The following is a 25,759-nucleotide window of genomic DNA, read 5'->3' on the forward strand; positions in this document are numbered from 1 at the left end:
CGCGACGATGACCACCGACGACCGGTCCGGCGGGGGCGGCGCGCCGCGCTCCGTCCCGCCCAGCTTCACACCCCCCTCGGGCGGGTCGAACCGTCCGCGCAGCACCGACGACGCCATCGCCGTCGGCCCGCAGGGCGGGTCCGGCTCCCGGCCCGTCGTGCCGCGGCCGCCGAGCCCGTCCGGCGACCGCGGGTCCGGCCCGAGCCGGATCGTGCGCCAGTCCACCCGCAGCACCGGCGAGCAGAAGGTCGACCGGCCGGCGCAGGCCGGCGCGCGCCCGACGTCCTACCCGCCGGCCGGCGCGGGCGCCTCCGCGGAGCCCGAGCCCACGCGGGTGCCGCGCCGCGCGAGCAGCACCCCCCACTCCTCGGCCGCGCAGGGCCAGCCCCGGACCGCCGCGGCGCCGCCCCCCGGCGGACGCCAGGGGTCCGCGGCGCAGGGGTCCGCACCGCAGGGGCCCTCGCGCCCCTCGGGCGGGTCGACCGTGCGCATCCGCAAGGGCCGCGTCGTCGCCCTCGTGCTGGTGCTCGTCGTCATCCTGCTCCTGGCCTGGCCGGTGGGCCTGATCATCTGGGCGAACAGCAAGATCCAGCACGTCGACGCGCTCTCCGGCGCGAAGGACACCAGCGGCACGACCTACCTGCTCGCCGGCTCCGACGAGCGCGACGGCACGGTCTCCGAGGACGGCACGAGCGGGGCGCGCACCGACTCGATCCTGCTGCTGCAGCAGCCGAAGGACGGCCCGGCGTCGCTGATCAGCCTCCCGCGCGACACCTACGTCGACGACATCCCGGGGCACGGCCCCGGCAAGCTCAACGCGGCGTTCTCCTACGGCGGGGCCCCGCTGCTCGTGCAGACGGTCGAGCAGCTCACGGGCATGACCGTCGACCACTACGTCGAGGTCGGCTTCGCCGGCGTCGAGGAGCTCGTGGACGCCGTCGGCGGCGTCGAGCTCTGCCTCGACTACGACGTCGACGACGAGAAGAGCGGGCTCCAGTGGGAGTCGGGCTGCCACATGGCCGACGGCGAGACCGCCCTCGCGTTCTCGCGGATGCGCTACTCGGACCCCAAGGGAGACATCGGCCGCGCCGAGCGGCAGCGCCAGGTCATCGGCGCCATCGCGGACGCGGCGATCACGCCCTCGCTGCTGTGGCACCCGGGGACGCAGGTCGACCTCATCACCGCCGGCACGGACGCCGTCTCGGTCGACGAGGACGCCGGCCTGGTCGACCTCGGCAGGCTCGCCCTGACCTTCAACCGGGCCTCGGGGCCCGACGGCGTCACGGGCACCCCGCCGATCTCGGACCCCGACTATCGCCCGGGCGGCGTGGGTTCCACGGTCCTGCTGGACCCCGACAAGGCACCCCAGTTCTTCGAGGACGTCATGAACGGCGACCTGAAGGCGGGCAGCACGGTGGGCGGTCTGAACTGACGGCGGGCTGAGCCGACGGCGGGCCGAGCCGCCCGGCCCGAGCCCGGGCGGCTCAGGCGCTGAAGCCGGTGGTGGTCGCGCCGGCGCGCGAGGCCCGCAGCGCGGCGCCCTTGGCCCGCGCCTGGTCCGCCAGGGACGCCTGGAAGTCGGCCATCCGCGCGCGCAGGGCGAGCGAGGCGTCGTCGGTCCCGGCGCCGAGGATGCGGGCGGCGAGCAGGCCGGCGTTGCGTGCCCCGCCGATCGAGACGGTCGCGACCGGCACGCCCGCGGGCATCTGCACGATCGAGAGCAGCGAGTCCATGCCGTCGAGGTGACGCAGCGGCACGGGGACGCCGATCACCGGCAGCGGAGTCACGGCGGCGAGCATCCCGGGCAGGTGCGCCGCTCCCCCGGCCCCGGCGACGATCACGCGGACGCCCCTCCCGGCGGCGTCGCGGCCGTAGTCGATCATCTCGGTCGGCATGCGGTGGGCGGAGACCACGTCCACCTCGACGCCGACGCCGAGCTCGCCGAGGGCGTCGGCCGCCGCCTGCATCACCGGCCAGTCGGAGTCCGAGCCCATGACGATGCCGACGACGGGGTCCTGCGTGGTCATGATGCCTCCGGGCTGGGGTCGGTCTCGGGGTCGGTGGCGGGCTGCTCGCCGCGCAGCATCGCGGCGGCGGCCAGCGCCCGACGACGGACCTCGTCCAGGTCGTCGCCGCTGACGTTCACGTGGCCCAGCTTGCGGCCGGGGCGCACGCCCTTGCCGTAGAGGTTCACGCGCGCGTCCGGGAACGCGGCGAGCACCGCGGGCAGGGCGTCGGTCAGCTCCTCGAGGGAGGAGCCGAGCACGTTCGCCATGACCGTCCACGGCGCCGTCGCCCGCGTCTGGCCGAGCGGCAGGTCGAGCACCGCGCGCAGGTGCTGCTCGAACTGGCTCGTCACGGAGCCGTCGATGGTCCAGTGGCCGGAGTTGTGCGGGCGCATCGCGAGCTCGTTGATCAGCAGGCGCGGGCCGTCGGCGCCCGCGACCTCGAACATCTCCACGGCGAGCACCCCGGTCACGCCGAGCCCCTCGGCGACGTCGACGGCGACCTGGCGCGCACGCTCGGCGTCGGCCTCGTCCAGGCCGGGCGCGGGGGCCACGACCTCCGCGCACACCCCGCCGCGCTGCACCGACTCGACGACGGGCCACGTGCGCACCTCGCCGCCCGGGCGCCGCGCGACCAGCACCGCGAGCTCGCGCACGAACGGCACCTTCTCCTCCACGAGGAGGCGCGGGCCGCCGTCGGCCGCCCCGGCGAGCCACCCGGCGACCTGGTCCGCCCCGCCCTGCGCGGTCGTCACGACCCGCACACCCTTGCCGTCGTACCCGCCGCGGGACGTCTTGACGACGGCCTCGCCGCCGGACTCCTCGAGGAACGCGGCGAGCGCGACGCGAGCCGCGGTCTCGTCCTCGGGCAGCGCCGCCCACCGCGGGCACGGCGCGCCGAGCGCCGTGAGCCGCTCGCGCATGACGATCTTGTCCTGGGCGTGCACGAGGGCGTCCGGGCCGGGGTGCACCGGCGTTCCCGCGGCCACGAGGTCGGCCAGCAGCGCGTTCGGCACGTGCTCGTGCTCGAAGGTCAGGACGTCGGCCGCGGCGCCGTCGGCCGGGGCCACCAGGGCGCGCAGCGCGGACTCGTCGGACGCCGCCCCCACGGGGGCGTCCACCACCACCTGCCCGGCCGAGCCGCCGCGCTCCTCGACGAGCACCCGCAGGTGCACCCCGAGCTCGCCGGCCGCCGGGGCCATCATCCGGGCGAGCTGTCCGCCCCCGACCACTGCCACCACTGGTACGCGCGATGTTGCCACGGGCCACAAGCCTAGCCGCACCGGGCACGCGCCCCGGGCGCCGCCCGGGCCGGCCGGGGTCGCTAGGGACGCCCGAACCAGCCCTTGCGCGTCCCGGTCGAGGAGATCGCCCTGCCCCGCGGGAGCACGGCGGTCGCGTCCAGGGTGCGCGGCACGCCGGCGAGGAAGTAGGAGAACACGGCCGGCGTCCGCTGGGAGAGCTTCAGCCGGCCGCCGTCGGCCGCCGCGAGGTCCCGGGCCAGCGACAGGCCCAGGCCCGTCCCGGCGCCCGACGTGACCGAGCGCTCGAAGATGTGCGGGGCGAGGTCCTCGGGGACGCCCTCGCCCTCGTCCGCGACCTCGATGACGACGGCGCCGCTCGGGCCGCTCGGACGCGACCGGATGGTCGTGGTCCCCCCGCCGTGCTTGAGGGAGTTCTCGACGAGCGTCGCGAGCACCTGGGCGAGCCCCCCGGGGGTCGCGAGGACCTTCTCGCCCTCGGGGACGTCGATCACCAGCTCGCGCCGGGCCTTGGTGAACGTGGGGACCCACTCCTCCTCGAGCTGGCGTACGACGTCCATGAGCTCGACCGGCTCCGTCGTGCCGCCCTGCGCCTGGCGCGACTGGCGCAGCAGGTCGTCGACGACGCCCACGAGGCGCTCGACCTGCTCGAGCGAGATGCGCGCCTCCTCCTGGATCGCCTCGTCGTCGGACGCCATCGAGATCTCCTCGAGGCGCATCGTCAGCGCCGTCAGGGGCGTGCGCAGCTGGTGGGAGGCGTCGGACGCGAACTGCCGCTCGGCCGCCAGGCGCCCCGCCATCCGGTCGCCCGTCCGGGCGAGCTCGGAGGCGACCAGGTCGATCTCCTCGACCCCGGAGGGCTGCAGCTGGGGCCGGACCTGCCCGGAGCCGAGCTGCTCGGCGGACGCCGCGAGGTACACCAGCGGGGCCGCCAGCCGGTTCGCCTGCCACACCGCGACGCTGATCCCCGCGACGAACGCCACGAACGACGCGACGATCACGAGCACCACGACCTGCGCCTCGCGGAGCGCGATCTGCAGGGACGAGACGCTGACCGTGATGAACGCACCGTCCTCGGTGCGCCGGCTGTCGGAGACGACCTTGCCGTCGATCGGGTCGCCGCCCTCGATGCGGTTCCCGTCCGGGTCGATGACCAGCACCGACGCCGGCAGCCTCCCCGAGGCGTCGGCGGCGTTGTCGACCGTGCTCTGCGGGATCTCTTCGCCCGCGTCGATCCGCGAGTCGACACCGCGCGCGAGCGAGTCCGTGCGGGCCGTCAGCTCGCGCTGCTCGTTGTCGCCCACGTACATGGCACCGAGGTACGCGAGCGGGAAACCGAGCAGCAGCACGGCGACCGCGACGGCGGAGATGGTCGCCTGCAGCACCTTGCGACGCATGCCTGGCCTGCTTCCGTCGGGTCAGTCGGGGGCGCCGGCCTCGAAGCGGAAGCCGAGGCCGCGCACCGTCGAGACGTAGCGGGGCGACGTCGCGTCGTCCCCGAGCTTGCGGCGCAGCCACGAGACGTGCATGTCGAGGGTCTTCGTCGACCCGACCGGCTCCGAGCCCCAGACGTCCCGCATCAGCGCGTCGCGCACGACGACGGAGCCCACGTTCGAGACGAGGACGCGCAGCAGCTCGAACTCCTTCGTGGTCAGGTGGAGCTCGCGCTCGCCCTGGAAGGCGCGGTGCGCGGCGACGTCGACCCGCACGTCCTGCGCGTGCAGCTCGTCCTCCTCGACCGCGTCGACGTGCGTGCGGCGCAGCAGCGCGCGCACCCGCGCGAGGAGCTCGGCGAGCCGGAACGGCTTGGTCACGTAGTCGTCCGCGCCGGCGTCCAGACCCACGACCAGGTCGACCTCGTCGGCGCGCGCGGTCAGCACCAGAACCGGGGTCGTCAGGCCCTGGTTGCGGATCTCGCGGGCCACGTCGAGCCCGTCCATGTCGGGGAGCCCGAGGTCCAGGACGACGATGTCGGCACTGTGCGCCGAGTCGACCGCCCCTTGACCTGTCCCCTGCACGACGACGTCATAACCCTCGCGCGTGAGCGCGCGGGCCAACGGCTCGGCAATTGCGGGGTCATCCTCCGCTAGAAGTACGTGGGTCATTTGCACATGCTAGGGCATTCCCACCCGCACGGTCCGTCCCGCAGGCGCCGACCAGCGCCGGATCTCGCGCCTCGGACACGGCACCGCCGGACGCCGTCCTCCCCCGGGCTGACGCGCGGGTCCGGCGCGTCCACCCGGGGGTCGACGCGCCCCGCCCGGCGGCGCTCGTAGGGTGGGCGCATGGGCTGGTTCGAGCGTCTGGGCGCGTGGTCCGAGGACCACCGCCTGGCCGTGGACGCCGCCGCGGCGGCGAGCCTCGGGTTCGTCCTCCTCCTGTTCTCCGCCGCCGCCGGCGGGCTGCACTGGATCGTGTGGACGGTCCTGCTGATCACGCCCCTCGCGTGGCGGCGCACCAGGCCGGTCGCGTCCGTCGTCGCCGTCTACGCGGTCGCGCTCGCGCACCTCGCCGTCGGCGCGCCCGTGCTGCCGGCCGACGTCGCCGTGCCGGTCGCCCTCTACTCCGTCACGGTGCACGGACCCGTGTGGGCGCACCGGACCGCGATGGCGTCCGCCGTCGTCGGCTCCGTCGTGGTCGGGGTCGAGCTCGGCTGGCGCGCCGGGATCGGCGGCCTCGCGACCGCGACCGCCGGGAGCGCCGCGTTCGGCACCCTCTTCTTCCTCGTCGTCTGGGCGTTCGGCCTGCTGCGCCGCTCGCGCCGCGAGACCATCGAGGCGCTCGTCGACCGCGCCCGGCGCCTCGAGGTCGAGCGCGACCAGCAGGCCCAGATCGCCACGGCCGCGGAGCGGTCCCGGATCGCCCGCGAGATGCACGACATCGTGGCGCACTCGCTGTCCGTGATCATCGCCCAGGCCGACGGCGGCCGGTACGCCGCGGCGAAGGACCCCGCCGTGGCCGAGCGCGCGCTGGGCGTGGTGGCCGAGACGGGGCGCGCGGCGCTCGCCGACATGCGCCGGCTGCTCGGGGTGCTGCGCACGGGCGGGCCCGGGGACGTCGGCGTCGGCGGCGGCTTCGGCGGCGCGGGCAGGGGTGGCGGCGAGCCGGGCGCGGGGGTGGGCGGGGCGTCGTCGGGCACCGTGCAGGGCGGCCTGCCGGGCGACCTGCCGGGCGGTGGGACCGGCCCGGTCCTCCGGGAGCTCGGGCCCCAGCCCGGCGTCGAGGACCTCGACACGCTCGCCGAGCAGGTCCGCTCGAGCGGCACCCCCGTCTCCGTCGTCACGGTCGGGACCGGGCGACGCCTGCCACCGGGGCTCGGGCTGACGGTGTTCCGCATCTGCCAGGAGTCCCTGACGAACGTGATGAAGCACGCCGGGCCGGGCGCGGGCGCCACGGTGCTCGTGCGCTGGCGCCCCGAGGCCGTCGAGATCGAGGTGCTCGACGACGGGCGTGGCGCGGCCGCCGAGCCCGGGGCGGCCGGGTTCGGGCTCGTCGGCATGCGCGAGCGCGTCGCCGTCTACGGTGGGTCGCTCCGGACCGGCCCGCGGCCCGGAGGCGGGTACGCGGTGCGCGCCTCGATCCCCCTGCCCCCCGGCGCGGGGACTCCCCAGAGCACGGAGGACTAGGTGGACGGCAGCAGCTCTGCCCCGCAGGCATCGATCCGCGTGGCGCTGGTCGACGACCAGCAGCTCGTGCGCGCGGGGTTCCGGATGGTCATCGACTCCCAGCCGGACCTGACCGTCGTGCTCGAGGCCGGCGACGGCGCCCAGGCCCTGCGGCTCCTCGCCGACCACGCGGTCGACGTCGTCCTCATGGACGTGCGCATGCCGACCATGGACGGGCTCGCCGCGACGGCCCGCCTGACCGCGGACCACACCCCCGGCCCGGGCTCCGTGCCCGTGCCGCGCGTCATCGTCCTGACCACCTTCGACCTGGACGAGTACGTGCTCGAGGCGATCCGCGCGGGCGCGAGCGGGTTCCTGCTCAAGGACGCGCCGCCCGAGGAGATGCTCGCCGCGATCCGGACGGTGCATGCCGGGGACGCCGTCATCGCGCCGTCGTCCACCCGGCGCCTGCTCGAGCACCTGGTCACGGCCCTGCCCGCGGAGCAGCAGGCCGGCGAGGACACGCCGGCGCACCGGGCGGTGGGGTCGCTGACCGACCGCGAGCGCGAGGTGCTCGTGCTCATGGCGCGGGGGCGCTCCAACACCGAGATCGGCGGCGAGCTGTACGTGGCGGAGGCGACGGTGAAGACCCACGTCGGGCGCATCCTGGCGAAGCTCGGCGCCCGCGACCGCGTCCAGGCGGTGGTGACCGCCTACGAGGCGGGGCTGGTCCGCCCGGGCGAGTGACGCCGTCGTCCCCCCGAGCTGTCAGACCCTCACCCCGCCCCACCGGGGCAGGAGTCTGACAAGTATCTCGCGCCCCGAGCTGTCAGACTCCAGAGCCGCCCTGCCGGGGCTCGAGTCTGACAGCTCGCGGGCGCGCGCTACGCCAGGGCCTGGAGGTGGCGCGCGATGATCACCGCGACCCGGACGCCGTCGTGCCGTACCGCCGACGACGGCAGCCGGATCCGGATCTCGTCCTGACGTGCGCCGACCTCGGCCTCCCGGAGCAGGTCGTCGTACCAGCGCTCGCGCTCCATGTGCCCGATGCCGTCGATCTCGAGCCACAGGCTGCCCCGTCGGCACCGCCACAGCGCGTCGAGGTACCGCCACCGCCCCCGGGAGTCGCGGCGCCGGGCCTGCTGCTCGGGCGCCGGCAGGCCCGCCGTGCGGCACGTGCGCACGAGGTCGATCTCGGCCAGCGACTGCGAGCCCCCGGCGCAGTCGAGCAGCCCGAGCTGCATCGCCCGGCGGTGCTGCACGCCCCCGACCCGCTCGACCTGCTCGAGCAGCGGCTCCGGCGTCGCCAGTCCCTGCTGGACGCACGCCGCGAGCAGCCCGACGGCGGTGCGCCACGACGGCTGCCACGCCGCCGCACCGGGAGGCCGTCGCGAAGCACGATGTCCCCGGCCTCGGGGCGCCGGGACTCGTGGACGACGAGCCACGGATGGCGGGCCGCCTTCTGCCCCCGGGCCAGGACGATGTGCAGCGGCTCGCGGAACCAGTGATCGAGTCCCCAGACCTCGAGCGCCGACCACGCCCCGAGCGCCGTCCCGGGGACCGCCCCGAGGACCCCGATCCACCGGCGCGCGGGACGGGTCCATGGCCCGCGGTGCAGGACGGCGACGTCGCGCGACGCCAGCCGCCAGCGTCGGGCCGCGAGCTGGCAGTCGACGTGGTGGTGGGTCACCCCGAGGTCCAGCAGCTGCGCGCGGGTCAGGACCCCGTGCTGGGTCCGCGCACGGCGCGCGAGCCCGGGGACGTCGTCGAAGAACGTGGCAGAACCGCTCATGGGCTCAGCGTCGCGCCCGACGACGGACGGCGAGCCCCGTCGTCGGGCGCCTGTGGACGGGGGCGCGAGACGCACAACCTGGGGACGCCCGCTGCCGGGCGCAAACCTGTCAGACCCTGGATCCGCCCTACCGGGGCTCAGGTCTGACAAGTCCAGCGGGACGCAACCTGTCAGACCCTGGAGCCGCCCTACCGGGGCTCAGGTCTGACACGTCGAGGGGGGGTCGCGTACGACCTGGGTATGACCGCGCACCTGCACCGACCCACCCGCCGGCCGACGCGGCGACGCACCGCCGTTGCCTAGCGTCGTCGTGCAGGCGGACCCCCGCCGTCAGACCCAGACCCTGGAGACCCCGTGGACACGACCGTCTACCGCCCCCTCGACCCCGGCTCGCGGCCCGGCCCGCAGTCCGGCACGACGACGACCGCCGCCGTCCGCGCCCGTTCCCTGTCCAAGCGCTACGGGACCGGCGACGCCGAGGTGCGGGCGCTCGACGCCGTCGACGTCGACTTCGCCGCCGGGGAGCTGACCGCGATCATGGGGCCGTCGGGCTCCGGCAAGTCCACCCTCATGCACCTGCTCGCCGGCCTGGACACCGCCACGTCGGGGCGCGCCTACCTCGGCGAGACCGAGGTGACCGCCCTCGGCGACAAGCAGCTCACGCACCTGCGCCGCGAGCGCGTCGGCTTCGTCTTCCAGTCCTTCAACCTCCTGCCGATGTTCACGGCGGAGGCGAACATCGTGCTCCCGGTCGAGATCGCGGGCGCCACCCTCGACCGGGCGTGGTTCGACACCCTGGTGCAGACCCTCGGGCTGGGCCGCCGGCTCGACCACCGCCCGAGCGAGCTCTCGGGCGGCCAGCAGCAGCGCGTCGCCATCGCCCGCGCCCTGATCACGAAGCCCGACGTCGTCTTCGCCGACGAGCCCACCGGGAACCTCGACTCGCGCTCGGGCGCGGAGGTGCTCGGGTTCCTGCGCCGCAGCGTGCGCGAGCTGGGCCGGACCATCGTCATGGTCACGCACGACCCGACGGCCGCTGCGTACGCCGACCGCGTCGTCCTGCTCGCCGACGGCCGCATCGCCGGGGAGATCAGCGACCCCACCCCGGAGTCGGTCCTCGCCGGCCTCGACGCCCTGCGCACGCTCGACGACGCGCCCGGCGCGGAGGTGCGCGCCTGATGGTCCGGATCACCCTGGCCCAGATGCGGCGCAGCATCGGGCGCCTCAGCGGCGCGGGCATCGCCGTGCTCATCGGGACGGCGTTCGTCACCGCGACCCTCCTCGCGGGGGCCGTCATCAACGCGACGATGGTCGGCACGGTCGCCGCCCGCTACGCCGACGCCGACCTGGTCGTCTCGACGGACGACGGGTCCGCGGTGCCCGTCGACCGGGTCGCGGGGGCCGACGGCGTGGCCGCGGCCGAGCCCGTGAGCACCGGCTACGTCGAGCTCGGCTCGGGCGCCCGCACCACCTATCAGGCGGTCGTCGCCACCGACACCGACCGGGCGTTCGACCCGCAGTCCCTCACGGCGGGCGCGCTGCCCACCGCGGACGACGAGATCGCGCTCCCGGCCGACCTCGCCGACCGGTTCGGCCTCGGGACGGGCGACACGATCACGGCCACGACGTGGGTCTACGACGCGTCCGACGACTCCGACCCCGGCACCGAGCAGCACGAGGACCTGACGGTCGTCGGCCTCGTGGACGACCCGCGCGGCGCGTTCTCCGAGACCGGCGGCGCCGCCGTCGTCACCCCCGCGGCGCTGACCCGGCTCGCGCCGGACGCGGAGCGGAGCGAGGCGGTCGTCGCCCTGGACGACGCCGCGGACCCCGCCGCCGCGACGGCGGCGATCGAGGCCGCCGTGCCCGACGCCGCCGTCCGGACCACCGAGGCGGTGGCCAAGGACAAGGCGGCGTCCATGACCGGCGACCAGGACGTCTTCACGTGGCTGATCCTCTGCTTCGCGGCCGTCGCGCTGGTCGTCGCCGCCCTCGTCATCGCCAACACCTTCCAGGTGCTCGTCGCCCAGCGCGCGCGCACGCTCGCGCTGCTGCGCTGCGTCGGTGCCGACCGCGCCCAGCTCGCGCGGTCGGTGCTGCTCGAGGCGTCCATCCTCGGGGTGGCCGCCTCCGTCGCGGGGATCGTCGTCGGCGCCGGGCTGTGCCAGGCCGCGCTGGCGGTCGCGGGCCGGTTCGACCTCGGCGTCCCGCTCCCGGCGACCGTCTCGGTCACGGCGGCGGCGGTCCTGGTCCCGCTCGCCGTCGGCACCGCGGTCACCGTCGTCGCGTCCCTCGCCCCTGCCCGCGCCGCCACCCGCGTGGCCCCGCTCGAGGCCCTGCGCCCGGCGGCCGCGCCGTCGGGCGCCCGCTCCGGGGGCCGGGTCCGGCTCGTGGTCGCCGCCCTGCTCGTCGTGGGCGGGGTCGCCCTGCTCGCCGGCGGGGTCCTGCTCGGGGCCCACGACCTCGTCGGCCCGGGCCTGGCCGCCGGCGTGCTCGGGGGCGCGGCGTCGTTCGTCGGCCTCCTCGTCGGTGCGGTGTTCTGGGTGCCGCGGCTGGTGGCGCTCGTCGGGCGCATCGCGGCGCGCACGGGCGCGAGCGGGTCGCTCGCCGCGGCGAACACCCTGCGCAACCCGCGGCGCACCACCGCCACGAGCGCCGCCCTGCTCATCGGGGTCACCCTCGTGACGATGATGTCCACGGGCGCCGCGAGCGCCCGCACCTCCCTGACCTCGGAGCTCGACGCGCACTACCCCGTCGACGTCGACGTGCAGGGCGACCGGGCGCAGGTCGGCGCGGGCTCGGCCGACGACGCCGCGGCCCTCACCCCCGAGCACCTCGCGGCCGTCGGCGCCGTCGACGGGGTGAGCGACGCCGTCGCCGTGTCCGGGGTGACCGCGGACGTCACGCTGAGCGGCACGAGCGCGAGCGTCTCGCTGCTCGCCCTGCCGGCGTCGGACGCCGCGCGGGTCCTGCGCGACCAGGACGCGGCCGCCGCGTTCGAGGCGCTGACCGACCGCGACGTGCTGCTCACGCCCGGGGACGCGAAGGGCTACGACGTCACGGACGGCGACACCGTCACGGTGACGGGGGCCCGCGGCCCGGTCGACCTGACCGCGCGCGTCGTCGACGTCGCGTCCGAGGGCTCGACCCTGTACGTCACGCCCGCGACGCTCGGGTCGATCGATCCCGGCGCCGCGACGTCCGACCTGTGGGCACGGGTCGCGGACGACGCCGACCCGCAGGCGGTGGTCGGCGACGTCCAGGACGCGGTCGACGACGTCCCGGTCGCCGTCGTGAGCCCCGTCGCGGAGCGCGCGAGCCTGCAGTCCGCGATCGACACGATGCTGGCCGTCGTCGTCGGCCTGCTGGGCGTCGCGGTGGTCATCGCGGTCGTCGGGGTGGCGAACACGCTCTCGCTGTCGGTGCTGGAGCGGCGCCGGGAGTCGGCGACGCTGCGCGCCATCGGGCTCTCGCGGGGACAGCTGCGCGGGATGCTCGCCGTCGAGGGGGTGATCGTCGCGCTCGTGGGCGCCGTCGCCGGCTCCGTGCTGGGGGTCGCCTACGGGTGGGCGGGGTCGGCCGTCGCGCTGTCGGTGATGGGCGACGTCGCCCTCACGGTGCCGTGGCGCGACCTCGGGATCGTCCTCGTCGTCGCGGTCCTCGCCGGGCTGGTCGCGAGCGTCGTCCCGGGGCGGACGGCGGCCCGCACGTCGCCCGTCGCCGCGCTCGCGGTGGACTGAGCCGCCGCGGCACCGCGCCGCGCCTGTGGATGCCGACGGGGTCCACAGGCGCGGCCGCGGGCCGGGCGTCCGACCGCGCGGCCCGCCAGGCTCCAGCCGTGAGCACCGCGACGAGCACCACCGATGCCGGCGGTCCGGCGCGCGCACCCGAGGTCCATGCCCGGGACGTCCGGGTCACGGTCCGCCCGCAGGAGGACGTGCTGCTGCCCGCCGGCCGCCGGCTCGGGGAGCTGCGCCGCGACCTCGCCCGCGTCCTCGCCCGGCCCGAGCTGCACCATGACGCGCTCGTCGCGCTCGGCGACGCCGCCGTGCCGCCGACGCCGCTCGCCGACGACCAGGTCGTCGGCGTCCACCCGCTCGTCCCGGGCGCGACGCTCACCACGTGCCCCCGCCCCGCGGCTCCGCCCGGCCCGGCCGACGGGTCCGGCGTGCTCGCCGCGGCGTGGCACGTCGCCGTCGTCGCGGGGCCCGACGCCGGCCACCTCCTGGCCGTCCCCGCGCGGCGCACCACCCTCGTCCACGGGATCCGGGTCCGCGCGGGCCGGCGCACCGTGCGGGTCCTCGACACCGGCCGCGCCCGGTGGGTGCGCGGCGACCGCGGCCGGAGCCGCCGGGCGGCGCCGGGGTCCCGGTGGCGGCCGGGGCGCGAGCTCCTCGTCGACGGGGCGGTCCTGCGCCTGCGCGTCCGGCCCGACGTGCAGGCGTGGGGCCTGCCCGGCCGCGCCGCGGACGCGGCGGACGCCGCGGGCCCCGACCGGGCCGGCGGGGGCGGGACGGCGCCGGTCCACGCATCGGCGCCGGCGGGCCCCGGGGTCTCGACGCTGCTGACGACGGCGCTCGTCCCCGCGGCGGGCTCGGCCGCGCTCGCCGTCGCGCTCGGGCACCCTCTGCTGCTGCTCGTCGCGCTCGTGGGACCGCTCGTCCTGCTCGGGCCCCGGGCGGCACGCGGGCTGCGCCGACGCCGCGAATCCGACACCGGCGCGCGCCCCGCCGCCCCCTCCCCGGGCCGGGACGGGACGGCACCCCTCGCGGAGCCGGCTGACCTGCTGCTGACCGCGCTCGCGTCGGCGCACGGTGCCGCGTCGCCGCCGGGCGCGCCCCGGCCGCCGGGCGCACGCGTGCCCGCCCGCGTGGCCGGCGCGCTGCCGGACCGCTCCGTCGCGGTGCTCGGACCGCACGCCCGGGGCGTCGCCCGCGCCCTGGTCGCGGGGCTCGTGTGCGAGGGCGCGCACGTCGTGTGCGCCGGCTCGGCCGCCCTCGGGTGGGCGTGGCTGCGCTGGGTCGGCGGCCGCCGGGCGCGCGGCGTCCCGCCGGCCGCGGACCCGGCCACGGTCCTCGTGGTCGACGACGACGACGACCTCGCGCGCTCGTCCGCGCTCGTCCGCTGGCGTGAGGCCCGCCCCGGCGCGACCCTCGTCGTGGTCGCGCGCCGGCCCGACCAGGTGCCGGCGTGGTGCCGCACGGTCGTCGGCACGGGCGACCCCGTGCACGCCGGCACCGTGCACGCCGGAACCGTGCCCACCGGAACCGTGCCCACCGGAACCGTGCCCACCGGAACCGTGCCCACCGTGTCGTGGACGCTGCCCGGGGGTCGCCGCGCGACAGGCCGGCTGGGTGCGGTGAGCGCGGCGTGGGCGGAGTCGTTCGCCCGGTCGCTGGCCGGGGCGAGCGCCGCCGGGCGTGGCCCGGCCGTCCTCCTCGCCGGCCCGGCCGTCGTCGCCGGGACGCCGGGGGACGACGCGGCCGCCGCCGAGCCCGCCGACCCCCGGATCCCCCGGCAGGTCTGCCTCGCCGACGTCCTCGACGCGCCGGACCACCCGGACGCGGGGTGGGTGCGTGCACGCTGGGCACTGGCGCGCGACGAGCGCGGTCTCACGGTCCCGCTGGGCCGGACGGCGGCGGGCCTCCTCACGCTCGACCTGGCCGCCGGGCCCCACGCGCTCGTGGCCGGCACCACGGGCGCCGGGAAGTCGGCGCTGCTCCGCTCGCTCGTGCTCGGCCTCGCGCTGCGCTACCCGCCGGACCGGCTCGCGCTCGCGCTGGTCGACTTCAAGGGCGGCACGGGCTTCGGCCGCTGCGCGACGCTGCCCCACGTCGTCGGCACGGTCACCGACCTCGACCCCGGCTCCGCCGCGCGGGCGATCACCGGGATCCGGACCGAGCTGACCCGGCGCGAGCGCGTCGTGGCACGCCACGGCGCGACGCACCTCGACGAGCTGCCGCCCGGGACGCTCCCGCGCCTGGTCGTCGTGATCGACGAGTTCCGGGCGCTCGCCGAGGACCTGCCCGACCTCCTCCCCTCGCTCCTGCGGCTGGCGGCCCAGGGACGCGCGCTCGGCATGCACCTCGTGCTCGCGACGCAGCGGCCCGCGGGCGCGGTGAACGCCGAGATCCGGGCGAACGTCCCGCTGCGCATCGCCCTGCGGACCGTGGACCGCGCGGACTCGAGCGACGTCGTCGGCGTGCCCGACGCGGCGCGCATCTCCCCGTCCACGCCCGGGCGGGCGGTCGCGCGCACCGACGACGCGGCGGCGGTGGCGTTCCAGTGCGCGCTGGTCGACGGCCCGCGGCGCCGCGCGCGGCCCGGGGTACGCCGGGCGCCCGGCTGGGCGGCACGCGCCCCGGGTGACCTCACCGCCGATCCCGACACGCTCCGCGACGCTCCCCGCGGGGACCTCGACCTCGTCGCCCTCGTGCGCGACGCCGCCCCGCGGCCCGGCGCCGCGCCCCCGGCCCGGCCCCTCTGGGCCCCGCCCCTGCCCGGCGCGCTGGACCTGCGCGCCCTGGCCGCGCACCCGCGGGACGCGGACGACCTGCCGCCCGGGACCGTTCCCCTCGCCCTCGGGGACCGGCCCGCGCAGCAGCGCCACGTCGTCCTGGGCTGGCGGCCGGGCTCCGGCCCGCTCGGGATCCTCGGCCGGCCCCGGTCCGGGCGGACGACCGCGCTCGCCTCGCTCGCGCACGGGCTGCTCGCCGCGGGCCACCACGTCCACGCCGTCGCCGGACCGGGGCTCCGCTCCCTGCTCCCCGTGTCACCGGGGCTGGGCACCGTCCTCCCGCCCGACGACGTCGCCCGCCTCGCCCGCCTCGTCGACCTCCTCCTCGCGACGGGCGGGCAGGGCCCGCGGCCCGTCCTGCTCGTCGACGACCTCCCCGTGCTGCTCGAGCAGCTCGCCACCGTGCCCGGCGGGCCGGAGCTGGTCGACGCCCTGCTCCGCGCGGGCACGCCGCTGGCGGTCACCGGCACCGCGTCAGCGCTGCAGCGCTGGGTACCGGCCCTCGGCGCGCGCCTCGTCCTCGGCTCAGCGGACCGGCACGACGACGTCGCCGCGGGGATCCCGGCGGCGCTCGCCGGTCAGGGCGGGCCGCCCGGGCGCGGCGTGTGGATCTCGCGCGCGGAAGACGTCCCGGCCACGGCGTGCCAGGTGGCGCGCCCGGGCCCAGGACCCGGTCCGGGACCCGTCCCGGGCGCCCGCCGGGGCGCCGGGGCGCCGCCCGCACCGACGCGGCTCGCCGCCGTGCCGGAGCGCGTCGAGGCCGGTGCCCTGCCCCGGGACGGGCGCGGCCTTGCCGACCGGGTGGTCCTCGGCCTCGGCGGCGACGCCGCCGGCCCGGTGACGCTGGACGTCGCGGCGGGCGCCGTCGTGGTCGGGGCCCCCGGCTCAGGGCGGACCACGGCGCTCGGCGTCGTGGCCGCGGCCCTCGCGCGCGACGGCCGGCTCCTCGGCATCGTGGGCGACCTCCCCGGGCCGCGGTGGCCGGACGCGGCATCCGACCGGGCACCCGCCGTGGTCACCGGCGTGCTCGTCGTCGACGACCTGGACCTGCTGGCGCTGCGCGACCCGGACGGGGCGGAGCGGGTCGCGGCCCTGGTGCGTCAGGGGGTGGGCGTGGTCGCGGGGACGACGCCCGCCGCGGTGCTCGGCGCCCACCGCGGTGCGCTGGCGGAGCTGCGCGCCGCGCGCCGCGCCCTGGTGCTCGGACCGCCCGAGCGGGGCCTGCTCGAGGTCCTGGGCGCCCGCCCGACGCCGGCGTCGGCCGTCGTCCCCCGCAGGCCCGGCCGCGGGGTGCTGCTCGACCGGGGGTCGGTCACCCACCTGCAGGTCGCGACGTCCCCGCCGTGACCTGGACGACCGGCCGCAGCATCAGAGCGACCAGCACCACCGCGGCGACGACGACGGCCGGCACGCCCCACGCGGGGGCGCCGCCCTGCACCGCGGTCACGCCGACGATCCCCTGCAGGAGCTGCCACGTGGCGACCGGGGCACGCCCGGCCCGCCTCCCGCGCAGCAGGGCGCGCGTGCAGCCCGCCAGGATCGCCGCGAAGCCCAGGGCGAAGACGCACAGGCCGAGCGCGAGCCCCACGGACACGTCGTCGCCGCCCACCACGCGCCACAGGGCGTAGCCCGCGGCGGCGACGAGGGCCGCCACCTCCAGCGCGGCCCCCGCGACGACGACGCGCAGCCCGGCCGGCGCGCGGCGGAGCCCGGGCGCGCCCGAGGGCTCGGCGGCGGAAGGGGAGGTGGGTGGCACGGGCAGCACGATACGCCTGACCTGCACCGACGCCGAGGTGTGATTGACGCCTCAGCGTTTACCTGCAAGAAACATCCCCGTCACCCCTTGTGCGCCCCAGGGCGAGATGTGAACCTAGACGAAGAGCTTTTCGACCCCCTTCATCCCCCTCACGATCCTCGAGCACGGCCTGACGCGCCCCGAGACCCTGGGCGCCCCGGGCCCGCGCGCCCACGGGCTGCGCCGGGGCTCGATCCCGACAAGGAGAAGCCATGGACTGGCGCCACGAAGCAGCATGCCTCGACGAGGACCCTGAGCTGTTCTTCCCGATCGGGAACACCGGCCCCGCCCTCATGCAGATCGAGGAGGCGAAGGCCGTGTGCCGTCGCTGCCCGGTGACGGACACCTGCCTGAAGTGGGCGATCGAGTCCGGTCAGGACGCCGGCGTCTGGGGCGGCCTCTCCGAGGACGAGCGTCGCGCGCTCAAGCGCCGCACGGCCCGCGCCCGCCGCGCCGGCTGACCCACCGCCTGCCGCGACCCGAGGTCGCGTCGCACGGGCCGTCGTCCTGCGGGACGGCGGCCCGTCGTCGTCCCCCGCAGGCCGGTCACACGGGCAGGCTGGTCATGCGGGCCCCGAGACCGCCTCGCCCCGCGGGTCCTTGAGCAGGACGTCGAGCCGGACCTCGGTGCCGCCGCCCTCGCGCACGGCCCACTCGATGGACCCGTGCAGCTCGTTGGTCACCAGCGTGGAGACGATCTGGGTGCCGAGCCCGCGCTTGCCCCGGGTGGGGTCCGCCGGAGGCGCGTCGACGCGCGCGCTCATGCCCACGCCGTCGTCCGCGACGACGACCCGGACGGTGCTTCCGTCGCGGTCCGCGGAGATGGTCACGGTCCCCGTCGCCCGCCCGGACAGGCCGTGCTCGACGGCGTTGGTCACGAGCTCGGTCAGCACCAGCGCCAGCGGGGTCGCCACCTCGGCGGGCACCATGCCGAAGCTGCCCTCGCGCACGGTGTGCACGCTCGTGTCCGCGGAGGCGACGTCGGCCGCGAGGCGCAGCGCCCGCCCGACCATGTCGTCGAACTCGACGACCTCGTCCAGGGTCTGCGAGAGGCTCTCGTGCACGAGCGCGATGGTCGCCACCCGGCGCATCGCCTCCTCCAGCGCCGCCCGGGCCTCCGGGACGTCCATGCGCCGGGCCTGCAGGCGCAGCAGCGCGGCGACCGTCTGCAGGTTGTTCTTCACGCGGTGGTGGATCTCGCGGATCGTCGCGTCCTTGGTGATCAGCTCGCGCTCGCGCCGGCGCAGCTCGGAGACGTCGCGGCACAGCAGGACCGCACCGATCCGCTGGCCCGACTCCGTCAGCGGCATCGACCGCAGCGACAGCGCGACCCCGTGCGACTCCAGGTCCGTGCGCCACGGCGCCCGGCCCATGACCACGAGCGGCAGCGACTCGTCCACCGGGCTGAGCTGCTCGACCAGGTCCGTCGTGACCTCGATCAGCGCGCGCCCGACCAGGGGCCCGATCACGCCGAGGCGGTGGAAGCAGCTCAGGGCGTTCGGGCTCGCGTAGAGGACCTCGCCCTCGGAGTTCAGGCGGATCAGCCCGTCCCCCACGCGCGGCGCGCCGCGCCGCGAACCGGTGGCCGCGTGCGCCATGGGGAACTCGCCGCGGGAGATCATCGCGATGAGGTCGTCGGCGGACTCGACGTAGTTGAGCTCGAGGCGGCTCGGCGTGCGCCCGCTGCCGAGGTTGGTCTGGCGGGCGACGACGGCGATCGCCCGGCCGTCGTGCACCACCGGCACGGCCTCCTCACGCACGGCGTACGCGCCGAACCAGCGCGGCTCGCGCGAGCGCTGCGCGGTGAGCTCGACGAGCGCCCGGCGCAGCTGCGGGAGCTGGCCCTCGGGCGCCATGGAGCCGACGATGTCGTCGTAGTGCACCGTGGCCCCGGTGCTCGGCCGGCACTGCGCGACGGCGACGAACCCGTGGTCGTCGGTCGGCATCCACAGGACCAGGTCTGCGAAGGCGAGGTCGGAGATGACCTGCCAGTCGCCCACCAGGAGATGGAGCCACTCGTTGTCGGCGTCCGACAGCTCGGCGTGGCGGGAGATGAGGTCACTCATGGCAGACACGCCCACCAGGGTACGCACGCCGCGCGGCCCGGCTAGGCTCGGGCGGGCCAGGCCCCCGCCGCAGACCGGAGCACCGCGCATGCATGTGACCGTCACCCAGACCTACGACGCGCCCGTCGAGACGGTCGTCGCGATGCTCGCCGACGTGGACTTCGTGCGCTGGCGCGCCGACCGCTCCAGCGGGGAGGGGTCCGTCGAGCAGGCGGAGGTCGCGGGCACCCCGGCGGCGGGCTTCACGGTGAGCGTGCGGCGCACCCTGCCGGGTGCCGCGATCCCCGCCCAGGCGCGCGCGCTGGTCGGCGACCGCCTCGAGGTCCGCCAGGTCGAGGTGTGGGAGGCGGGCGTCGGCCCGGCCCGCGCCGGCACCGTCACCCTGGAGATCTCCGGCGCCCCCGTGCGGCTGACCGGCACGCTCACGCTCGCCGAGACGGCCGACGGCGGCACGCGCCAGACGTACGACGGCGAGGTGCGCGCCTCGGTCCCGCTGTTCGGCGCGGTCGTCGAGCGCGCGGCGGCGGACGCCGTCCGCGACGCGCTCGCGGCCGAGGAGTCCGCGACGCGCGAGTGGATCGCGCAGGGCACGGCGCCGTGAGCGACCGCCTGCCATGAGCGACCGCCTGCCGTAACAATTTGGAAACAGCCGCTGCCCGCGCAGGGCTCTGACCTGCACCGATGCAGGAACGGGAGCCGGCCTCGCAGCTTTCGTCCGGGCAGATGGTTGACACCGGTGCCGTGGTAGCGCTTCCATTCCGGTAGATGGAAGCGCTACCACCTGGCGGGGCGACCATCGCCAGAGTCCTCACGACAAGGGAGTTATCGTGCAGCGAAGCACACTCAGGAACGGCGCGCCCCGCAGGGCGGCCATGGTCGCGGCGGGCGTCGCGACCCTCGCCCTCGCCCTCACCGCCTGCGGCTCGGACAGCGACGACTCGGCCGAAGGCGGCTCGGGCGACAGCGGCGGCAAGGTCACGCTGACGATCTCGACCTTCAACGAGTTCGGGTACGACGACGGCCTGCTCGACGAGTACATGAAGCAGAACCCGAACATCACGGTCAAGCACACGAAGGCCGACACCTCCCAGGCCGCCGGCGACGCGCTGCGCAACGCGCTCGGCGCGGGCTCGGGCGGCTCCGACGTGGCCGCCATCGAGGGCGACCAGATGCCGGAGTTCCTCCAGTACGCCGACAAGTTCGAGGACATCAGCGACCCGTCGCTCGACGGCCGCTGGCAGGACTGGAAGACCGCGCAGGCCACCGACGCCAAGGGCCGCCTGATCGGCTACGGCACGGACATCGGCCCGGAGGGCATCTGCTACCGCTCCGACCTCCTGAAGGAAGCCGGCCTCCCCACCGACCGCGAGTCGGTCGCCAAGTGGATGGGCAGCACCTGGGACGACTACTTCAAGGCGGGCGAGGAGTACACCAAGAAGACGGGCAAGCCGTTCTACGACTCCGCGGGCACCATCCGTCTGGGTATGGAGAACCAGATGCAGAACGCCTTCGAGAAGGACGACGGCACGATCATCGCCACGGAGAACCCCGAGGTGAAGGACATGTACGACCAGCTCCTCGCGGAGTCCGCGAAGGGCCTGTCGGCCGGCCTGTCCCAGTGGACGCAGGACTGGAACGAGTCGTTCAAGACCGGCGGCTTCGCCACCACGCTGTGCCCGGGCTGGATGCTCGGCGTCGTCCAGGGCAACGCCCCGGACGTCAAGACCTGGGACATCACCAACAGCTTCCCCGGCGGCGGCGGCAACTGGGGCGGGTCGTTCCTGACCGTCCCGTCGTACGGCAAGCACGTCAAGGAGGCGAAGGCGCTCGCCAACTGGCTCACCGCTCCTGAGCAGCAGATCGAGGCCTTCAAGTCGAAGGGCACCTTCCCGAGCCAGATCGAGGCGCTGAAGGACCCGGCGATCACCGAGGCGACGAACCCGTACTTCAACGACGCCCCCATCGGCCAGATCCTGACCGACCGCGCGAACGCCGTGACCGTCAAGCCCTTCAAGGGCCCGCACTACCAGGCGATCAACGACTTCCTCGCCGACGCCCTCGGCCGCGTGGACATCGACAAGGTCGACGACGCCGACACGTCGTGGAACAAGTTCGTCACGGACGTGAACGGGCTCAAGTGACCACCGGTGACGACGGTCGCTGACCGCCGCTGAGCGGTGCAGCGCACCGTCGTCACCACCTTGGACGGGGCCCGCGGAGGACTTCCGTGGGCCCCGTCCGCTGCCCGCACGGGACCGGAACCGGCCCCGTGCCCGGCGCCGCCTCGTCCTGCGACCTGAGGGAACACACCACCGCCATGGCCACCACCACGAGCTCTCGCACGGCCGGCTCCACGCCGACCCCCGCGAAGCCACGCACACCGCGAAGGGCGGGCTTCTCCCAGCGCCTCGGCCGCTGGGACCTCAAGCTCTCGCCGTACCTCTACATCTCCCCGTTCTTCATCCTCTTCCTGGTGACCGGGCTCTTCCCGCTCTTCTACACGGCCTGGGTCTCGTTCCACGACTGGGACACCGTGATGGGCCAGGGCGAGTTCGTCGGCCTGGAGAACTTCCAGTACGTGCTCACGAGCGCGGACTTCTGGAAGGCGGTGCGGAACACCTTCAGCATCTTCCTGCTCTCCTCGATCCCGCAGGTGATCATCGCGCTCGTGATCGCGGCGATGCTCGACCAGAACATCCGCGCGAAGACCTTCTGGCGCATGGGCGTCCTGCTGCCCTACATCGTCACCCCGGTCGCGGTCGCCCTGATCTTCAGCAACCTGTTCGCCGACCAGTCCGGCATCATCAACCAGTGGCTCGGCGCCCTGGGCTTCGACCCGGTGCGCTGGCACGCCGAGGTGATCCCGAGCCACCTCGCGATCGCCACGATGGTGAACTTCCGCTGGACCGGCTACACCACGCTGATCCTGCTCGCCGCCATGCAGGCCGTGTCCCGCGAGCTGTACGAGGCGGCCGTGATCGACGGCGCCGGCCGCGCGCGACAGTTCTTCTCCATCACCGTCCCGCAGATCCGGCCGACGATGATCTTCGTCGTCATCACCTCGACCATCGGCGGGCTGCAGATCTTCGACGAGCCCCGACTGTTCGACCAGGCCGGCAACGGCGGCAGCGACGGCCAGTGGCAGACCCTGACCATGTACCTGTACCGGCTCGGCTGGAGCCAGTCCGACTTCGGTCGTGCGAGCGCGGTCGCCTGGCTGCTGTTCGTCATCATCGTCATCATCGGACTCATCAACCTCGCGGTCACTCGACGGATCGCCACGAGCGGAGGCAAGCGATGACCGCCCCAGCCCTGGTGCCCACGGCACCGACACCCGAGAGCCTGCGCCCCAAGAAGGTGCGCACCGCCGTCCGACGCCCGGGCTGGATCACCTACGGCCTCCTGGCCGCGGTCCTCGTCGGCAGCGTCTTCCCCCTCTACTGGTCGGTCCTCGTCGGGTCGTGGGACTCCAGCGTCCTGACCCGCGACCCGATGCCCTGGTTCCCCGGCGGGAACTTCTGGTTCAACGCCTCCCGCGTCCTCGACTCGATCCCGTTCTGGAAGGCCACCGGCAACTCGCTGCTGGTCTCGACCGTCACGGCATCCAGCACCGTGATCTTCTCGACGCTGGCCGGGTACTCGTTCGCCAAGCTCCGGTTCCGCGGCAAGGGCCCGCTGCTGATCTTCGTCATCGCGACGCTGGCCGTCCCGACCCAGCTCGGCGTCGTGCCGCTGTACCTGGTCATGGCCAAGCTCGGCTGGACCGGCTCGATGCTCGCGGTGATCGTCCCGGCGCTCGTCACGGCGTTCGGCGTGTTCTGGATGACGCAGTACATCGGCAGCGCTCTGCCCGACGAGCTCATCGAGGCCGCCCGCGTGGACGGCGCGTCGATGATCCGCACGTTCTGGCACGTCGGCCTGCCGGCCGCGCGCCCGGCAGCATCGATGCTGTTCCTGTTCACCTTCGTGCAGGTGTGGACGAACTTCTTCTGGCCGTTCATCATCCTGGGCCCGCAGAACCCCACGCTGCCCGTCGCCCTGCAGTCGCTGCAGGCCGCGTACTTCGTGGACTACTCGCTGGTCCTCGCGGGTGCCACGCTCGCGACGATCCCGCTGTTCATCCTCTTCCTCGGCGCGGGCCGCCAGCTCGTCTCCGGCATCATGGCGGGGGCGGTCAAGGGATGAGCCTGTACACGCCCACCGCGCCGCTCACGGCGCCGGGCCCGAACGCCACGGGGCGCGTGCAGTTCCCCGAGGGCTTCCTCTGGGGCGCCGCCACGGCGGCGTTCCAGGTCGAGGGCGCCAGCCAGGAGGACGGCCGCAAGGACTCGATCTGGGACGCGTACTGCCGCGTGCCGGGCGCCGTCCTGAACGGTGACGACGGCACGGTCGCCTGCGACCAGTACCACCGCTACCGCGAGGACGTGCGGCTGATGGCCGACCTGAACCTCGCGACGTACCGGTTCTCGACGTCCTGGGCGCGCGTGCGCCCGGACGGCGGTGCCGTCAACCCCCGAGGCCTGGACTACTACTCGCGGCTCGTGGACGAGCTCCTCGGCGCCGGTGTGATGCCGTGGCTGACGCTCTACCACTGGGACCTTCCGCAGGCCCTGGAGGACAAGGGCGGCTGGGCGAACCGCGACACGGCATACCTGTTCGAGGAGTACGCCGTCACGATGCACGAGGCCCTGGGCGACCGGGTCGGCGTGTGGACGACGCTCAACGAGCCGTGGTGCTCGGCGTTCCTCGGCTACACCGGCGGGCAGCACGCGCCGGGCCGGCGCAGCGTGCGGGACGGCCTCGCGGCCGCCCACCACCTGATGCTCGGCCACGGCCTGGCGGTCCGGGCGCTGCGCGAGCGCGCCCCGGAGGCCAGCCTGGGGATCACGCTGAACTTCGAGGTCGAGGATCCCAAGGACCCGCAGGACCCTGCCGACGTCGACGCCGCACGCCGGCTCGACGGGCAGTTCTCGCGGATCTTCGCCGACCCGATCCTCAAGGGTGCCTACCCGCTCGACGTCCTCGAGGACGTCGGCGGCCTCGGCCTGGCGGACGCGATCCACGACGGCGACCTCGAGATCATCTCGTCCCCGATCGACGCGCTCGGCGTGAACTACTACCACGGCAACCTCGTCGCGGCGACGCCCCCGGAGCGCTACCTCCAGGGCAGCGCCCCGACGACGTACCCGACGCGCTCGCCCTTCCCGGCGGCCGACGACGCGCACGTGCACCCGCGCGGCCTGCCGGTCACGGACATGGACTGGGAGATCCAGCCCGAGGGCCTGACCCGGCTGCTCGAGCGGCTGCACGCCGACTACACCGGTCCGCAGGGGGTCGCGCTGTACGTGACGGAGAACGGCTGCGCGTTCGACGACGTCGTCTCCCCGGACGGCTCGGTCGACGACCAGGGCCGCCTGGCGTTCTACGACGCGCACCTGCGCGCCATCAAGGACGCCATCGACGCCGGCGCCGACGTCCGCGGCTACTTCGCGTGGTCGCTCATGGACAACTTCGAGTGGACCTGGGGCTACGGCAAGCGCTTCGGCATCGTCCGGGTCGACTACGAGACCCAGGAGCGCACCGTGAAGTCCAGCGGCCGCTGGTACGCCCAGGTCGCCCGCGACAACGCCGTGCCGGCGACGGCGTAGTCGGGGAGCCTGGTCCCATGACGCAGACCATCGACTCCGGCCAGGGTCGGGGCACCGCGCACGCCGCCCCGACCCTGGACGAGGTCGCCCAGGCGGCGGGCGTCTCGCGCTCGACGGCGTCGCGCGCGATCAACGGGGGCCACCGCGTCTCGCCGGAGGCGCAGCTCGCGGTCGACGACGCCGTGGAGCGCCTCGGGTACGTCCCGAACCGCGCGGCGCGCTCGCTCGTGACGCGCCGCACCGGCTCGGTCGCGCTCGTGCTCCCCGAGCCGGACGAGCGGGTCCTCAACGACCCGTTCCTCACCGGGACGCTGCGCGGGGTGAGCTCGGCGCTCGGCACGAGCGAGCTCCAGCTCGTGCTCATCATGGCGCGCCCGGGCGACCAGGACGGTCGCATCGCGCGCTATCTCGGCGGCGGGCACGTCGACGGCGCGATCGTGGCGTCCCACCACCGCGAGGACGGCCTCGAGGAGGACCTCGCCCGCTCGGGCATGCCGTCGGTGTTCGTCGGGCGGCCGTTCGAGCCGGAGAACCACCTGTACGTGGACGTCGACAACTTCGACGGCGGGCGCCAGGCCGCGCAGCGGCTCATCGACCGCGGCTGCCGCCGGATCACGACGATCAGCGGCCCGCTCGACATGACGGCCGGGATCGACCGCCTCGACGGGTGGGCGGCCGCGCTGCGCGCCGCGGGCTTCGAGACCGACGGTGTCGAGCACGGCGACTTCACGATGGCCGCGGGCTCCGCCGCCGCGGAGCGCCTGCTCGCCCGGGTGCCCGACCTCGACGGCATCTTCGCCGCCTCCGACGCCATGGCGGCGGGCGCGGTCCGCGTGCTGCGCGAGCACGGGCTCTCGGTGCCCGACGACGTCGCGGTCGTCGGGTACGACGACCTCGGCTTCGCCGTGGCCTCCACCCCGCAGCTGACCACGGTCACCAACCCGGTCTCGGTGCTCGCGGGCGAGGCGACGATGCTGCTGCTCGACGTGCTCGCGGGGGCCGAGGCGCCCGTCGCGCCGACCGTGCTGCCCGCCGAGCTGGTGGTCCGCGCGTCGGCCTAGCGCGCCG

At 75.5% G+C, this 25,759-nt stretch carries 20 protein-coding genes; 13 read left to right on the plus strand and 7 right to left on the minus strand.

Annotation, left to right across the window (positions count from 1 at the left end):
• Positions 1–7: 7 nt before the first annotated feature.
• A complete protein-coding gene (locus tag EDF32_RS02385) occupies positions 8–1,432 on the plus strand; it encodes an LCP family protein (protein ID WP_123306924.1) in 1,425 nt (474 codons plus the stop codon).
• Between the two features lie 52 nt (positions 1,433–1,484).
• On the opposite strand, the gene purE is transcribed toward EDF32_RS02385, so the two are convergent.
• From purE to EDF32_RS02405, 4 genes are all read right to left on the minus strand, one after another.
• A complete protein-coding gene (gene purE / locus EDF32_RS02390; RefSeq protein ID WP_123306925.1) occupies positions 1,485–2,027 on the minus strand; it encodes a 5-(carboxyamino)imidazole ribonucleotide mutase in 543 nt (180 codons plus the stop codon).
• Entirely contained in the window at positions 2,024–3,211 is a 1,188-nt protein-coding gene (locus EDF32_RS02395) for a 5-(carboxyamino)imidazole ribonucleotide synthase (protein WP_233565679.1), read from the minus strand. The genes purE and EDF32_RS02395 overlap by 4 nt, the downstream gene beginning before the upstream one ends.
• 119 nt (positions 3,212–3,330) lie before the next feature.
• A complete protein-coding gene (locus EDF32_RS02400) occupies positions 3,331–4,665 on the minus strand; it encodes an ATP-binding protein (protein ID WP_123306927.1) in 1,335 nt (444 codons plus the stop codon).
• A 21-nt stretch (positions 4,666–4,686) separates the two neighbouring features.
• The gene (locus EDF32_RS02405; protein ID WP_123306928.1) at positions 4,687–5,373 is read right to left on the minus strand and encodes a response regulator transcription factor; all 687 of its coding nucleotides are present in this window, start codon (positions 5,371–5,373) and stop codon (positions 4,687–4,689) included.
• A 180-nt stretch (positions 5,374–5,553) separates the two neighbouring features.
• Between EDF32_RS02405 and EDF32_RS02410 the strand changes: the two genes are divergently transcribed.
• Positions 5,554–6,894 (plus strand): sensor histidine kinase, encoded by a 1,341-nt coding sequence (locus tag EDF32_RS02410; RefSeq protein WP_123306929.1) that lies wholly within the window; start codon positions 5,554–5,556, stop codon positions 6,892–6,894.
• Entirely contained in the window at positions 6,895–7,620 is a 726-nt protein-coding gene (locus EDF32_RS02415; protein WP_123306930.1) for a response regulator transcription factor, read from the plus strand.
• Positions 7,621–7,757: 137 nt separating this feature from the next.
• On the opposite strand, the gene EDF32_RS14820 is transcribed toward EDF32_RS02415, so the two are convergent.
• The gene (locus EDF32_RS14820; protein WP_233565635.1) at positions 7,758–8,135 is read right to left on the minus strand and encodes a hypothetical protein; all 378 of its coding nucleotides are present in this window, start codon (positions 8,133–8,135) and stop codon (positions 7,758–7,760) included.
• 884 nt (positions 8,136–9,019) lie between these two features.
• Here EDF32_RS14820 and EDF32_RS02425 point away from each other — a divergent pair.
• From EDF32_RS02425 to EDF32_RS02435, 3 genes are all read left to right on the plus strand, one after another.
• The gene (locus tag EDF32_RS02425; protein WP_123306931.1) at positions 9,020–9,844 is read left to right on the plus strand and encodes an ABC transporter ATP-binding protein; all 825 of its coding nucleotides are present in this window, start codon (positions 9,020–9,022) and stop codon (positions 9,842–9,844) included.
• Positions 9,844–12,405, plus strand: coding sequence for an ABC transporter permease (locus EDF32_RS02430; RefSeq protein ID WP_123306932.1), 2,562 nt, complete (start codon positions 9,844–9,846; stop codon positions 12,403–12,405). Before EDF32_RS02425 ends, EDF32_RS02430 begins: the two co-directional genes overlap by 1 nt.
• Positions 12,406–12,503: 98 nt before the next feature.
• Positions 12,504–16,529 (plus strand): FtsK/SpoIIIE domain-containing protein, encoded by a 4,026-nt coding sequence (locus EDF32_RS02435; RefSeq protein WP_123306933.1) that lies wholly within the window; start codon positions 12,504–12,506, stop codon positions 16,527–16,529.
• Here the strand turns inward: EDF32_RS02435 and EDF32_RS02440 are convergent.
• Positions 16,495–16,938 carry a hypothetical protein gene (locus EDF32_RS02440; protein ID WP_148061552.1) on the minus strand — a complete coding sequence of 148 codons (444 nt, stop codon included), beginning with the start codon at positions 16,936–16,938 and terminating at the stop codon, positions 16,495–16,497. The two genes, EDF32_RS02435 and EDF32_RS02440, sit on opposite strands and share 35 nt — an antisense overlap.
• A gap of 251 nt (positions 16,939–17,189) precedes the next feature.
• Here EDF32_RS02440 and EDF32_RS02445 point away from each other — a divergent pair, with 251 nt between their 5' ends.
• The gene (locus tag EDF32_RS02445; protein ID WP_123306935.1) at positions 17,190–17,438 is read left to right on the plus strand and encodes a WhiB family transcriptional regulator; all 249 of its coding nucleotides are present in this window, start codon (positions 17,190–17,192) and stop codon (positions 17,436–17,438) included.
• A 102-nt stretch (positions 17,439–17,540) separates the two neighbouring features.
• Here EDF32_RS02445 and EDF32_RS02450 read toward each other — a convergent pair whose 3' ends face one another.
• Positions 17,541–19,043 (minus strand): sensor histidine kinase, encoded by a 1,503-nt coding sequence (locus EDF32_RS02450; protein WP_123306936.1) that lies wholly within the window; start codon positions 19,041–19,043, stop codon positions 17,541–17,543.
• A gap of 88 nt (positions 19,044–19,131) precedes the next feature.
• Between EDF32_RS02450 and EDF32_RS02455 the strand changes: the two genes are divergently transcribed.
• The 6 genes from EDF32_RS02455 (at position 19,132) to EDF32_RS02480 (ending at position 25,752) form a co-directional block, all read left to right on the plus strand.
• Positions 19,132–19,644, plus strand: a complete 513-nt coding sequence (locus EDF32_RS02455) for a DUF2505 domain-containing protein (protein WP_123306937.1) — start codon at positions 19,132–19,134, stop codon at positions 19,642–19,644.
• Positions 19,645–19,870: 226 nt separating this feature from the next.
• A complete protein-coding gene (locus EDF32_RS02460) occupies positions 19,871–21,184 on the plus strand; it encodes an extracellular solute-binding protein (RefSeq protein WP_370449890.1) in 1,314 nt (437 codons plus the stop codon).
• 176 nt (positions 21,185–21,360) lie between these two features.
• Entirely contained in the window at positions 21,361–22,344 is a 984-nt protein-coding gene (locus tag EDF32_RS02465) for a carbohydrate ABC transporter permease (protein WP_123306939.1), read from the plus strand.
• Complete coding sequence (locus EDF32_RS02470) at positions 22,341–23,228, plus strand: carbohydrate ABC transporter permease (RefSeq protein ID WP_123306940.1); 888 nt, start codon at positions 22,341–22,343, stop codon at positions 23,226–23,228. The genes EDF32_RS02465 and EDF32_RS02470 overlap by 4 nt, the downstream gene beginning before the upstream one ends.
• Positions 23,225–24,691: a GH1 family beta-glucosidase gene (locus EDF32_RS02475; RefSeq protein ID WP_123306941.1), complete on the plus strand. Its 1,467-nt coding sequence runs from the start codon at positions 23,225–23,227 to the stop codon at positions 24,689–24,691. The genes EDF32_RS02470 and EDF32_RS02475 overlap by 4 nt, the downstream gene beginning before the upstream one ends.
• A 17-nt stretch (positions 24,692–24,708) precedes the next feature.
• Positions 24,709–25,752: a LacI family DNA-binding transcriptional regulator gene (locus EDF32_RS02480; RefSeq protein ID WP_123306942.1), complete on the plus strand. Its 1,044-nt coding sequence runs from the start codon at positions 24,709–24,711 to the stop codon at positions 25,750–25,752.
• Positions 25,753–25,759: the final 7 nt, after the last annotated feature.

Origin of the sequence: Cellulomonas sp. PhB143, from assembly GCF_003752595.1 — a bacterium.
Classification (GTDB): Bacteria; Actinomycetota; Actinomycetes; order Actinomycetales; family Cellulomonadaceae; genus Paraoerskovia.

Coding starts and splice junctions, on each gene's coding strand:
- EDF32_RS02385 (WP_123306924.1), top strand. CDS start 8: ATGACCACCGACGACCGGTCCGGCGGGGGCGGCGCGCCGCGCTCCGTC.
- purE (WP_123306925.1), bottom strand. CDS start 2,027: ATGACCACGCAGGACCCCGTCGTCGGCATCGTCATGGGCTCGGACTCC.
- EDF32_RS02395 (WP_233565679.1), bottom strand. CDS start 3,211: ATGATGGCCCCGGCGGCCGGCGAGCTCGGGGTGCACCTGCGGGTGCTC.
- EDF32_RS02400 (WP_123306927.1), bottom strand. CDS start 4,665: ATGCGTCGCAAGGTGCTGCAGGCGACCATCTCCGCCGTCGCGGTCGCC.
- EDF32_RS02405 (WP_123306928.1), bottom strand. CDS start 5,373: ATGACCCACGTACTTCTAGCGGAGGATGACCCCGCAATTGCCGAGCCG.
- EDF32_RS02410 (WP_123306929.1), top strand. CDS start 5,554: ATGGGCTGGTTCGAGCGTCTGGGCGCGTGGTCCGAGGACCACCGCCTG.
- EDF32_RS02430 (WP_123306932.1), top strand. CDS start 9,844: ATGGTCCGGATCACCCTGGCCCAGATGCGGCGCAGCATCGGGCGCCTC.
- EDF32_RS02445 (WP_123306935.1), top strand. CDS start 17,190: ATGGACTGGCGCCACGAAGCAGCATGCCTCGACGAGGACCCTGAGCTG.
- EDF32_RS02450 (WP_123306936.1), bottom strand. CDS start 19,043: ATGAGTGACCTCATCTCCCGCCACGCCGAGCTGTCGGACGCCGACAAC.
- EDF32_RS02455 (WP_123306937.1), top strand. CDS start 19,132: ATGCATGTGACCGTCACCCAGACCTACGACGCGCCCGTCGAGACGGTC.
- EDF32_RS02465 (WP_123306939.1), top strand. CDS start 21,361: ATGGCCACCACCACGAGCTCTCGCACGGCCGGCTCCACGCCGACCCCC.
- EDF32_RS02470 (WP_123306940.1), top strand. CDS start 22,341: ATGACCGCCCCAGCCCTGGTGCCCACGGCACCGACACCCGAGAGCCTG.
- EDF32_RS02475 (WP_123306941.1), top strand. CDS start 23,225: ATGAGCCTGTACACGCCCACCGCGCCGCTCACGGCGCCGGGCCCGAAC.
- EDF32_RS02480 (WP_123306942.1), top strand. CDS start 24,709: ATGACGCAGACCATCGACTCCGGCCAGGGTCGGGGCACCGCGCACGCC.